Source organism: Cupriavidus sp. GW822-FHT03E04 (assembly GCF_058801495.1).
In genome coordinates, this window is record NZ_JBXANI010000021.1 from 52876 (window position 1) to 65078 (window position 12203).

Annotated in this window: 8 protein-coding genes and 1 pseudogene; 2 read left to right on the top strand and 7 right to left on the bottom strand. The window is 57.1% G+C overall.

The annotated features are described in order from the left end of the window. Positions 1-1298 precede the first annotated feature (1298 nt). Positions 1299-2006: a nucleotide-binding protein gene (locus AC1RQC_RS27850; RefSeq protein ID WP_416046825.1), complete on the top strand. Its 708-nt coding sequence runs from the start codon at positions 1299-1301 to the stop codon at positions 2004-2006. Then, positions 2006-2338, top strand: a complete 333-nt coding sequence (locus tag AC1RQC_RS27855) for a hypothetical protein (protein ID WP_492812110.1) — start codon at positions 2006-2008, stop codon at positions 2336-2338. The genes AC1RQC_RS27850 and AC1RQC_RS27855 overlap by 1 nt, the downstream gene beginning before the upstream one ends. Before the next feature lie 79 nt (positions 2339-2417). On the opposite strand, the gene AC1RQC_RS27860 is transcribed toward AC1RQC_RS27855, so the two are convergent. The 7 genes and pseudogenes from AC1RQC_RS27860 to traD form a co-directional block, all read right to left on the bottom strand. Further along, positions 2418-3752, bottom strand: coding sequence for a replication initiation protein (locus AC1RQC_RS27860; RefSeq protein WP_492812112.1), 1335 nt, complete (start codon positions 3750-3752; stop codon positions 2418-2420). Positions 3753-6273: 2521 nt separating this feature from the next. Then, entirely contained in the window at positions 6274-8001 is a 1728-nt protein-coding gene (locus AC1RQC_RS27865; protein WP_492885200.1) for an ATP-dependent helicase, read from the bottom strand. A 9-nt stretch (positions 8002-8010) separates the two neighbouring features. Further along, positions 8011-8874, bottom strand: coding sequence for an ATPase (locus AC1RQC_RS27870; RefSeq protein ID WP_492885202.1), 864 nt, complete (start codon positions 8872-8874; stop codon positions 8011-8013). Positions 8875-8935: 61 nt separating this feature from the next. Continuing rightward, positions 8936-9553 carry an IncC plasmid conjugative DNA transfer DtrJ family protein gene (locus tag AC1RQC_RS27875; protein ID WP_492812119.1) on the bottom strand — a complete coding sequence of 206 codons (618 nt, stop codon included), beginning with the start codon at positions 9551-9553 and terminating at the stop codon, positions 8936-8938. Next, positions 9553-9837: a hypothetical protein gene (locus tag AC1RQC_RS27880; protein WP_492812121.1), complete on the bottom strand. Its 285-nt coding sequence runs from the start codon at positions 9835-9837 to the stop codon at positions 9553-9555. Before AC1RQC_RS27880 ends, AC1RQC_RS27875 begins: the two co-directional genes overlap by 1 nt. A 7-nt stretch (positions 9838-9844) precedes the next feature. Next, positions 9845-10351 (bottom strand): hypothetical protein, encoded by a 507-nt coding sequence (locus tag AC1RQC_RS27885; protein ID WP_150984873.1) that lies wholly within the window; start codon positions 10349-10351, stop codon positions 9845-9847. Positions 10352-10360: 9 nt separating this feature from the next. Then, positions 10361-11587 (bottom strand): annotated as a pseudogene (gene traD / locus AC1RQC_RS27890) (conjugative transfer system coupling protein TraD); the annotation flags it as partial. Positions 11588-12203 lie beyond the last annotated feature (616 nt).

Here is a 12203-nt window from a genome sequence, read left to right on the forward strand (position 1 = left end):
CCTGGTGGTCTATGTCGACCGTTTCGTTGCGCTAGTAGCTATTGCTGCCAGGTGGCGATCAAGCATCGCTGCATCTCGCATCGGAAGCTATTGGTTAGCTACCAGCTAGCTTGAATCGGTGTTCCACTCTGTCGCTGCAGAGATTGGGAAGTCTACGACGCCGCGGCATGGCAAGTCGGATTTATAGGTAGCTACCAAGTAGCTGCACCGACTGCTTCGGCACTGGAGGAATCCTGCTGTGCTCGTCGTTGCGCTCACTAAAAGATATCTCACAGGTATCTATTAGGTATCTATCAGGTATCTTGATCCCAGTTGCCCTGTCGGTACTATGTCGACCATTTCGTGGCGCTTGTAGCTATTTCAAGCATCGCTGCATCTCGCATCGGAAGCTATTGGTTAGCTACCAGCTAGCTTGAATCGGTGTTCCGCTCTGTCGCTGCAGAGATTTGGAAGTCTACGACCCCGCGGCATAGCGAGTCGGATTTACTGGTAGCTACCGAGTAGCTGCGCCGGCTGATTCGTGTCGGAGTGATCCCGCTGTACTCGTCGTTGTGCCCATTCAAGACTAGCTTTTGGATATCTATCGGGTATCTAGATATCAGTTAGCTATCCGGTACTGTCTCGGCTATTGCATTACGCTAGTAGCTACTGCTATCCGGTACTTATCGGACATCGTTACATCTCTATCCGATAGCTACCAGATACCTTATGCAGCCGACTACTGTGTCCGGGTGCCGGTACTGGGCGAATCGGGGAAAGCAACATCGTCTTGGTCCGCAGGCAAATCCCGGAATGTACTGCAGGAGCAACGTCGCCAGTACTGCCAGGCCCAACGTCCTCTGAAGCGTCTACCGGCGGAAGTGCCTGCTCGAGGCGGCTTAGTCTGGCACTCGATATCTACTCGCTATCGAGTGCCATCGCCACCGGAAAGCCGGAGCTATTGTTCTAGCGAGTTAGCTGGTAGCGAGCTGACAGGTCGCCTAGATGCACTTCGACGATTGGTAGCCAGATAGATACCAATGTGGTAGCTATCTGGCTACATTCATCTCAGGGGTACTCTTGTATTCCCAAGGGGTCCTGCTTATTTGGCCGCTATCCGTTAGGTACTTTTAAGATATCTATAAGCTAGCTGGTAGATACCTAACATCCGAGTGGTCTAGTCAGCCAAGGATACCAATCGGGTATCACAGTAGCTACCTAGTAGCCATTGATATCTAGTAGCTATCCGCTATACTCCTGTAACTAGTTAGCCACGCCACCGGTTAGCAACCAGATAGCTACTTGCAAAAGGAAACTCGATGCCGACAATCGTGTTCGTAAGCCCGAAGGGCGGAGCAGGGAAAACGACATCATCCCTAGTCTTAGCCACCCAAATCGCAGAGCGCGGCAAGAGCGTCACCGTCATTGACGCCGACCCGAATCACCCCGTGAAGACCTGGGCTGCTGAGGGTGCGGCTCCAAAGTCTATGGCGGTGATCTCGGATGTCACTGAGGAGGACATTGCCGACAGGATTGATGCGGCAGCGAAGGAGTCCGCATTCGTGATCGTCGACTTGGAGGGAACGGCTGCGACAATCGTCGCGCACGCAATCAGCGAAGCAGACTTTGTCGTAGTGCCCACTCAAGGGTCGCAACTCGACGCGGAGCAGGCTGGCAGAGCGTTCCGCCTCATCCGTGCACACGAGAGAGGTATCCAAAAACACAAGCCTGACTACAAGCTTCCCTATGCTGTCCTGTTCACTAGAACATCCGTAGCAATCCAGAGCCGAGAAACAACACACATCCGGCGCTCCTTTGCTAATGCAGGTATTCCCGTGTTCAAGACAGAGCTGAATGAACGTGCAGCTTTCAAGGCAATGTTCGCCTACCGACAGTCGCTCTCGGGGCTTAGCCGCTCCGAGGTGTCAAATGTCGACAAGGCAATTGAGAACGCGGAGTTGTTCGCAGGTGAGGTCCTTCAGTTCCTGCGCAAGGGCCACATGGAAGAGAAGAAGGAGACCGCATAATGAGCAGAGCGAATCCACTTGACGCCGCGCTTGATGATTTCGAGCCGCGGCCGCGAGAAGACAAGCCACGGCCCGATCGGCAGGCCATTGAGCAAGTCGCAAAGGAGAACGGCTTCGTGAGTCGCGATGCCCGCAAACTGGAGACGGCGGCGACCGCCGCACCTCCACGACGCCAGCGTCGATTCACAACTGGTCGTAATCAGCAGATCAATATCAAGGCAACCCCCGATACGATTGCGCGCTTCAATGCTCTGGCCGAAGCATTGAATATCCCGTCCGGTGCGTTGCTCGAGCGCGCCGTGGAAGCGATGGAAGACAAATATAAGCGCTGATCGCTATCTGGTAGCTATCAGCTAATCCGCGCCATTAGAATAAGGGGGCTAGCCCCCTTATTCTGTGAGAGTGCCGCAATCACTGCGGCACTACAGGTTGTCCTCGCGTTCTGCTCATGAAGAGGCCCAATTCCGTCTTCAGGGCCTTCCGCCCAAGGATGGCTGCCTCATCTGGCTCAGACTTAATCTTTGCGCGCCGTGTGGCCATCTTGAAGGTAGTCTCGCGATATAGCGAGGCAAGTACATCGTCTCGTGCCGCCTTGTCCAACGCCTGAAATGCCGCCAGGCCTGCATCAACGTCCCGCTCAAGTGAACTGGCGAACTCGAGTTCGGCAGGGGCGATCTGGATCGGCTGACCGGGTTCGACCTTTTTACCAGCAGCAATCTCTCGTTCGATTTCGCTAAGCTCCCAGCCTTCCTTGATCGCTCGCATTAGGTAAGCGCCGGGAGACTTCACTCCGCCGACGCGCACACGATGCTTCACCAACTCGATAGCCTTACGAATGCGTTCGTCCGTATTCACTTCGCGGTTGCCAATGATTTCGTTGAGTTGCCGCTTGCTAAGGCCGAAACCCTTAACCAGGGTCTCATAGAGATCCTTCAGTTCGTGAGGATGAGCGAAGTCCAGGACCAACTTGCCCTTTGCGTTATCGCGCAGCTTGAAGCGCAGAGCCGCTACGCGACGCGATCCAGGCGTGGTCTTCGTCTCGAATTCAACATACAGGTCGGTCAATTCGTTGATCTGTTCCGTGCTTTTATCAAGCACGAGACGCTTGAACTGCTTGTACTCGGTCAGCGACTTAACCGAGTCAGCATTGACCCATTTTCGGACCACATCAAGCGGAATCCATTCAGTCGTCCCCATGAAGCGGAGCGAGCTCAACCTCTCGTACAGAATGTAGGCATAGTTGCTCAATGCAGCCGACATGCGCAACGATAGATAGGTGTACCGCTGTGGATCCTTGAGTTGCCGCCTGATCATCTCGTCGACCTTGAACACCACGCGGCCGCCGGAGATACCAACAGATCCGAGCAGTGGCACGGAGGCCCACTGCGGATCACCATCGGTATCGTCGACAGATACCTGCACCGACGCACTTTGGCATTCGCGCAATGCCTTCTTTAGGTGGGCTAGATTGTTAGATGTCTCGAACTTGGCAAGCCATTTGAAATAGCCCAGTTCAATATCGTAGTGTGATAGGTCGGGATTCTCGGAGACGGTCAACCAGAGAGCATTGATAGCACGGCGGGCGAGGAGCGTCAGCGGGGAAACATCGATCAATACGTTCGTTTTCCGATAGCCTATCTCGCGGCTCGACTCAGTGATCGGCGTTGCCGCACCCATTTCCCCACGCACTGCGTTGAAAATGTCGAAGCCCAGTTGTTCCTGGAGATTACGTGGGACGTCAGCCATAGGGGAGGGGGTGCACTAGCGGTAGTGCCGGTAATATCTATCTAAAGGTGCAACGAGTCAAGTATACGATTGCACCTTGATGCGGAGGCGACGTCCACGCCGCACCAAAAATCTACACCTCCGCACCAAAGCTTTATACCTTTGAAATGAACCGTGGCTTGCGAAGCCTTACCTGCCAAGCGATCCACGGTCTTCGAAGGGTCGCAAACCAATGGTTAACACCATAGGCCAATGAATTGCACTTTGAGACCAATGAATAACACCTTGAGGTACCAATAGTTAACACTTTTGCGGCCCAAAAAATGACACCTCCGAACCAATGAATCGCACCTTGTTACCAAAAAAGTACACTTTGCTTGCCATAACCTTTTGATTTACAACAAGAAAAACGCCCTCGTATACGTTAGCTGGTTTACAAACAAAGAAGCTGCTGGCTCTCCACAAAAAAGTGCGGAAAGTCAAAACCGGCCAGGTTATCCACAGCGGCTGCAGTTGAACCGCAGAGCATCCGTATGTATAGGTGTCATGTATTGGTCCGCAATCGGAGCGCTCCTGATAAAGTGCAATCGATTGGTCCGCAAGACTGCCGAACTACTGACGGTGTAGTCCATTGGTCCGCAAATCAACCCACGGAGCCAAGGTGTAATCGATTGGTCCGCGTCCTGGCGATTCATCCAAAGGTGCACTCTGTTGGTCCGCAGAATCGTTCACCCGCCAAGGTGCTATCTATTGGTGCGCAATACTCTGAGTTCAAAGAAGGTGCAGTCCATTGGTCCGCAGCACTACCCAGCCCATAAGGTGTAATTGATTGGTGCGCAGTCTGGTAGCCGATGCGCAATGGTGTCGTTTGTTGGTCCGCAGTGCCAGCGCCACGCTCAAGGTGCAATCGATTGGTCCGCTCGAGTACCCTCATACTCGCCAGCGGCGGCACGTGCCTCCGTTTTGCCGCAAAGAAGGTGTTATTCCTTGGTCCGCAATTCCCATCGAACGCGTACGGCACCTGTCCGTAACACGGTACATTGCCAATCGGACAGCACCTCGCTCCGTGGCCTGCTGCCGGGCTCTCCCGCGTATGCGGCACTTATTGTTCAACGGTGTAGCGAATTGGCCCGCAAAAAATGCCGCATCATCACCACTTCCGCGAAAGCGCAATCTATTGGTCCGCAAGGAATCGACGCGGAGAACGGCTGAGCCCACCGAAGCTTCTTTCCGGCATCCAGGATCGAAAGGTGTATCCCCTTGGTCCGCAAAGCTATCCGAATTTCCAAAACACAATGGATATGTCGATAGGAAGCGCTCACTTTTTTGAGTTGCGGGTCAAAAGCGGCCCAAAACGATGCACCTTTCTCCGGCCAACTTTAATTTGCGGCCCAATCCGTTGCACCAAGCAAGCGCAATACAAAACTGCGGCCCAACTCGTTACACCACCGGGTTGTGCAGGTGCCCTTGAGCCTAACTGCGAGCTAAGGGTATTGACGGTCACTTAGGACACTGCAGAATCAATCTCGCCGGCATGTCTGGCTGGGTGTAGCTTGAGGCCCGCCCTAAGACGTCAGGAAGCGAATGGGAGGTGCTGTACAGCTCTTCCACTTTGACCTGGCCTAGGCAACCCTGCATCGTCTTCGACGGTCAGAGATCATAGAAAGGACAATCGGACTCTGTCCGGGAGCCTTAACTTGGCACTGGAGTTGCATCCGGCGCTCGCGGCGCGGTGCCACTTACCCCTGGCCGGGTGCCATGCCTGCCCCGGCGTACCAAGTCCAGGAGGGCAACGTCTGGGCATGAGCGCGCGGTGCCTCGCTCCGCTTCCTGGCGTGATCTACGACTTCTGTCCAAATCGCGCGCCGCAAGAGCCGATTGCCTTCATGGGAATAGGCAGCGAATACGGCGACGTGAGACACCGGAAGGACGCTGTGCGGCGGAGTGCATACGCCACCAATCACAGTGTGCTGCATGCCACCAGAGCCCGTGGTCGCGGGATACTTGCTCATGACGGACACAAGTTCGACGAATCGTCACGGAATCTGCCGCGTCGTGTTGCGCAGATCACTCGCCTGGAACGAGCGTTGGTCGGGAGACCCAGGGACGCGTAACCACTGTACAGACGGCCTGCATGGCCGAGACAGGAGCGCTCGCTCGTCTCCACGGGACGTGTCACGGCCAAGGGCACTAACCGCCACCCAATGCGCAGGCGGCCCCATCCAAATCGGCCCGTCGCGTAACGACATATAGACAGACGGCGCCGTCCGATATGATTTGGTTGGAGGCGATAGCGACCGGCTCGCTGAGCCAGTTGGTCATTTGGGCGAGCTTGCTGCTGGATGTTTGCTTAATGACGTCCAGTGGCGCACCGCCGCAACTCAGGGTGGAGTGGCTTTGGCTCCGGGCCACTGGCTGTCGTGGCGTGCCAAGTGTTCCTTAGACTGGTTTCTCAGCCGGCGGCTAGTGCCTGTCCTTAGGGCATTCACGAAGTCAGCCATCCCGACGGTACGCGGTTGCTCTACTAGGAGCTGTCAGACAACTAGGTTTGGAGCAACCCAGCTTCAAAGACGAAGCGTGAGGTGGGGTTCTTCTTTGCCGTGCTGATGAAGAGCGAGTCGCGTGCCCTTGTCATACCAACATAAAAGAGCCTTCTCTCTTCAGCTTCGGAAGTCCCTTTCTCGTCAGGTAGCACGGTCTCCTCAACCCGAATTAGAACCACTGCGTCCCATTCCAAGCCCTTCGCAGAGTGAAGGGTGGTAAGGACAATGGCATCGTTACAAGGCTCATTGTTCTTCCGCCGTAGGAACTCTAGTCGGTCCGAGAATGGACCGTTCAACCTAGAAAGTACGTCGTACGTTGTTCGGATAGCGCGTTTTGCCGCGTCGGCCTTCGCGTGGCGCAACATCCAATCGCTGACGCCCTCGAGGACCAGCGAGAAAAACTGCCGCTCGCACAAGGCTCGCCACTCGGAGAGCCGCTTCGAGAAATCTCTAAACGTATCGACCGAGCTATCGCTGAGGGCAAGTCCAGCGAGCTCTTTTACCTGGCGGAACTGTAGGCCCGGACCGATCTTCTCGTGGAGAGAACGAAGCTCGTGCACGCTGAGGCCGGCGAAGCCCAAGAGCGTGTCCATGCCACCGGATCGAACCCGCTGCACAAGTTCCAAAAGGCTTCCCATTAGGGCCGCCTCCGGACGATTGAGAATCGAGGTTCCGGATGCGCGGTAGTACTTGAGTCCGTGGGATCTGCATACTGCTTCGACCGGGTCCAGAATCCGGTTGGTTCGAGCCAGAATCGCCCCACTCCTACCGTCGCTGAGAAAGGGCGACAGCGCTTCTACAGCTGCTACCGCCTCGTCATATTCATCGCCGAACCGGCTAAACCCGATAGTCCCTCCCGGTCCCCGTTCTGCCGCAAGCGTCTTGGGAATCCGATCGCGATTGTTGACGATCACTCGATCCGCAGCGGCTAGGATCTCCGCGCGACACCGATAATTGCTTCCGAGTATTACCGGTTGAGCGTCGAATTGTCTGATGAAGGACTCCATGCCGCGGAAGCCGAGCGCCGAGCGAAAGCCATAGATACTCTGGTCATCGTCCCCGACAAGCGTGATCGTGGCACCGTGTAGGGCATGCTCGCACACCCATTGATACTGAAGTGGGTCAGTATCCTGAAACTCGTCCACGAGAAGATGATGAAAAGGATAGGGCTTGAGTGACCCGGATTGCATCCCACTTACGCTATGACGCAGCATGTCATGGAAGTCGAGCGCCCCATTTCGTTCAAGGGAGTCTTGATAGGCAGCCAGAAGCCGTCCTTCAGGGGTTTCTGTCGGCACGATGGCTAGGGCAGTCTTGAGGTTCACAATGACTCTTATGGCATCGTCAAGCTTCCAATCGAGCTCCGCCGCTTGCAAGGCCTGATCGACTAATGCGAGACGCTCGCCATCCATCAGGATCGTTTGGCCCTTCGATCCTTTCACGCGGATTTGCTTATAGGCCAAGGAGTGGAACGTCCCCGCAATGAGCCGCCTCTTAGCAGTTTCCCCTGCAAGCGCGAGAATGCGCTCGCGCAGTTCCACCGCCGCATCCTTGCTGAAGGTGACGGCCCCCACAACGACCTCAGGATCCGACAGCAAGTGCGCTGCCTTCGTGGCCATAGTGGAGGTCTTACCCGCACCAGGGCATGCGACCGCAACGCAGTGGCTACGCAGCAGCACGACCTCCCGTTGGGCGGCGTTGAGTTTATCGAGAGACGGGGCGGGCATCGACGAGCTCTAGATCCCGCGGATCGTCGTCATCAACTTCAAGTGCGTAGTGTAGCTACGCAACGCCAGCGGCTGGAACTTGCGCAGGAAGCTGTTCACCTGGTCATTGACGTCGGACTGATCACGGATGCCGTTCCACACCATAAAATCAAACTCGTCCATCGTCTTGTCGAAATTGACCAGAACCTGCAGCCCGCGCAGCGAGAAGCGTGAGTACGCTTGGATCTCCATCTCCAGCGATGGCCGGGTAACCGTGGGCCTGAAGATGATGTCGTTCTTTGCCTTCATTTCCGCCTCCCGCATCTCGCAGTAGGCCTTCGCCACGCGCAACTGCTCGTCGACGTAGTCCTCAAGTTTGGCCAGCTCACGTTCGAGGAAGTCGTTGACGGTAGCCAGCTCGCTTCGGCTGAACGTCTCGGCACCGAAGCGCTGCAGGTTCAGGCTCATCCGGTTCAGGTAGGGCCACGACTGGAGGAACAGCGGGCGGAGCCGCGTGTGGTTCAGCTTCAGGCCGACTGCCACCACCGCGGCACCGGCTAGCTCGCGGTTCAGGATCTGCAGACCCAGGTCGCGGCGACGCTTGACGATGGCCGCGCGTTGCTCGGGCGGCAGCTCGCGGAACAGCTTGCGAGTCTTCTCCACTTCGGCCTTCTTCTTCTCGGCGTCAGCGGCGGTGATCACACCGTCCTTGCGTAGGGAGTCCGCCGCATCGACCATCTCTTGAAGCTCATGCTCGACCGAACCCGGCTCAAGCGGGCCCGCATCAGTAAACCCCGAAGTTCCGGCTGTGGAGGGATGGTCGCCGGAGAGGGCGACCTCGGCCGGTAGGGTCATTGCATCGTCGATCATGTCGATATGTTCTGCGGTGCTCATGTAGGTTCTCCGTTGGTGCGGTATAGGGTCCGCGAATTGAATGCAAAAAATGCGAAGCAAGCTAGCGATTGACGTGGAATGAGGCTGCAAGACGCCAGCCAAGCACCCCGACCAGAAGTGCCGCAGCCGACCAGCAGTAAGCAAGCAGCGGCACGGGAACCAGAAGCGCCGACGCCCCGATGCCGAACGTAACCAGCAAGCCGTGCGCGGCGAGGTGAAAGGAGAGTGGACTCGCAAATCCGGCGGCAGAAGCTTTGATGCGCCTGGCAACGGCGCCATCGTTGAGCATCGCGATCAGAAAGACGATGGCGCCGAATGCCCAGGTGTGTGCGACGGCTGCCCGATACAGCGCGCGATAGATGGTCATCCAGAAATTGCGCACCCACCGTCTCCCGAGGTCTGACGCCCCAGCGTCCGAGAGGGCGGAGCTGGATGCTGAACCGGATAGCGAGGAGCGCAACAGCCCAGAGTCAACGAACCACGCACGAAACCGCTCATTCGCGGCACCTGTGGCGCCAGAGGCGCGCATTTCGCCCAGGACTGCCTCGACAGAGGTTTGCTCGTCGGCGCCAATCTCGAAGCGCTCGCTCTCCGGCAGCATGGGTGCGAGCACGCAGAGCATCAGCGGTGCGGCGAGCAACCAGACGCGGATATGCCCGGCAAATCGGCTTCCTGCCATCACAGCACCCACTGACGAAGAAGGAGAATGGGCAGAACGGCCAACGAACCAACGGCACCCCAAAAATGCCTGGGCTTCACGAGCGAAAGGCGTATGAGCGAAAAGCAGAATGCTGCGCGGCCGTAGCGGAACTCTTCCGGAATGGCGCCACGCTTCTCGGCCGCCATGTCCTGACGAATCCACGCTTGCATGCCTGCAGCGTCGTCCCACGCCACGCCGGACAAGCGGCCTGCGAGCTTGACCGGGAACATCCGGACGCTCTCCACGGCGTAGCGGATGGACACACCCATCTCACTGAGCATAGAACTTTGCGACATCGTATTCCTCGAAGTAGCGGCGGAAGGTGTGACCAGTCAGCACGCGGGCGGCGAGCTGAAAGGCAGCGCTGCGCTGCGTCACGACGCCCGGGCAGGGTTCGTCGACAACGCGGCATACATAGCCTGGTTCCTGCCTTGCCTCGAACACAGGGATCGGTTCGTTGTACGGATACCAGACGTTGTACTTCTCACCTTTGAAGGCGGCGTATCGCTTCTCGTAGAGCTCGTGCGAGCGCGAAAACAGTCCTTGCATGAAGGCGATGTTCGCGTCGCCGGCCTTACGCGCGGCCCGGTACGACTGGATGGCATCGACCAGCATTTCCTTGACCAACGGCTCTTCCCGGATGCAGAAGTTGAGGCCGATGTAGTCGACAACACGGCTGCACGCGTCGATCAGTTCGGGGGACACCGTGAACGCCGGCGAGAGCTTCGGCGACAGCTTGTATTGCTTGACCACTGCGCGGAACAGACTTGATTGCATGTCGGCGTACTATCCTTCGATGATGGGAATCCGGCCTTGGTAGACGGATCCACCAGAGATGCGCAGAAAATATTGCAGGTTGGGCAGCATAGTGATCAGCTGAGTCGGGATAAGCGGCGCCTTTTCCAGTTGCGTCGACCGCGAAACCGACCCGTTGAACTCGCCGATATGTGCCTCGGATCCAGTGCTCGTGCTGCTGGTGGTGGTGATGTTCTGAATCGCCGTTTCCCCAACTTTGTCCGAGAACCACTGGGCCGTGTCCGTGTCTTCCAATCGTAAGATGATCTGGTTGTTGAGATTCCCCAAAACCTGCATCATTTTTGCTGCGTCTCCCAGTTTCGCCTCCAAATCGGAGCGGCTTTGGAAGGCGACCAGGGCATTGAAGCCCGCGCCGCGGCCCTTGTTGAGGATCTGGATCACCTGCTCATTGATCGCTTCTGCCACCTCATCGATGACCAGCACAACCTTAGGCGGCTTCGCGTAGAAGTTGTAGATGGCCCCAGCCACCGACGCGACGTCGGACAGGATCATCGAGGCGATGGCCTTCGCGACGATGCTGCTGGAGAGGGAGTCCAGGCCGACGAACAGCACGGCCTTTTGCTTGATCACCTTGTCGATGTCCCAAATCTCGCGGTCATCGGTGAAATCGTCCGCCTTGGGGGCGAGCATGAGCCCCGTCTCCCCAGTGGCAAGCATCTGCAAGAGCGGAAGGACTGAGGCGATGATCCGCATGTAATGGTCGCGGTCATGGACAAAGGTGCCGACCAGGCCGTCGATGGATTCGTGGCCGCGGCCGACGTTGAAGTACCGCTCGGTGTACAAACGAACCATGGCCTCGATCAGCGTCCCGCCAGGCCGCTGCCCGACCTGCTGCATGTACGATCCCGCCTCGTCCTCCCAGGCGGTGAAGCCCATTTCCGCGAAGAAGCGCCGCAGAGCGCGGTCCAGCAGGTTGTTGATGCCGCTCTGCGCGTAATTCAGGATGGAACGCAGGTTCGGCTTGTCACCGACGTAAAGCTCGCCCTTGACGGCACGGTCAATGAAGAGGAATGCGAAGTCCCGGAACGGACCCTCTTCTAGCAGTTGCGCAATTCGGCTGGCGATTTCCGACGGCTGCGACCAGTTTTCTAGCGGGTTGAGGCGGATCGACTCGGATGGCGCCGCCTGCTTCCAATACAGGAACTTTCGGCCGGCGCGGGCGCATTCGCGTTCGACGCGCTCCTTCCATTCGCGCGGAGCAGAAGGAATAGTCCGCCCGAACGAAGTCCCGCACGAACGTGGTGGAGAACGACAACTGCATGGTTGTCTGGGTCTCCGGCACAATGCGGGACAGGCGATCCTCGCTGATCAATCGCTTGATCGGCTTCAACCCAGAATCGGGTTGCTGGCCTGCGGCCTGCGTTATTCTGATGGTGGCATCGGTGGCGATGTCTTCCGGTTCGGCTTCCATATTCATGTCTCGGCGTATCTCTCTCGCCTGCCATTGTCGGGCCGCGGGATTCGCAGTGTTCGGAGAAAGCGATGTGATATTCGCGAGCTTTCCACTTTTCGCATTTGCGATAGTTGTGACAGAATTCAATTACACCTCGCGTCACCGACGCATCGACCTCCGACTCCCTAGCGAGTCCATCTCTTCGTACCAAGTCGTGCCTTGCGCATGCTCCGACCAGTTGGCTACTGGTGTGGAATCTCTTTCTGAATCGTGTTTTCGCCGAGCACTTCCCATGTCAGCTTGTAAAACGCGCCTCGCAGCGTGCCACTTCAGTGTGCACAGCGGGCACCGTTCGAGCCTGGGACCATGTGGCGTCTCTCTCCAGGCCCCTCCTAGGCAGAACGGCCGTCGTAGGCTGAT

Excerpts from the sequence above, each read along its gene's own strand:
- AC1RQC_RS27850 (WP_416046825.1), top strand. The coding sequence starts at position 1,299 with ATGCCGACAATCGTGTTCGTAAGCCCGAAGGGCGGAGCAGGGAAAACG.
- AC1RQC_RS27855 (WP_492812110.1), top strand. The coding sequence starts at position 2,006 with ATGAGCAGAGCGAATCCACTTGACGCCGCGCTTGATGATTTCGAGCCG.
- AC1RQC_RS27860 (WP_492812112.1), bottom strand. The coding sequence starts at position 3,752 with ATGGCTGACGTCCCACGTAATCTCCAGGAACAACTGGGCTTCGACATT.
- AC1RQC_RS27865 (WP_492885200.1), bottom strand. The coding sequence starts at position 8,001 with ATGCCCGCCCCGTCTCTCGATAAACTCAACGCCGCCCAACGGGAGGTC.
- AC1RQC_RS27870 (WP_492885202.1), bottom strand. The coding sequence starts at position 8,874 with ATGAGCACCGCAGAACATATCGACATGATCGACGATGCAATGACCCTA.
- AC1RQC_RS27875 (WP_492812119.1), bottom strand. The coding sequence starts at position 9,553 with ATGGCAGGAAGCCGATTTGCCGGGCATATCCGCGTCTGGTTGCTCGCC.
- AC1RQC_RS27885 (WP_150984873.1), bottom strand. The coding sequence starts at position 10,351 with ATGCAATCAAGTCTGTTCCGCGCAGTGGTCAAGCAATACAAGCTGTCG.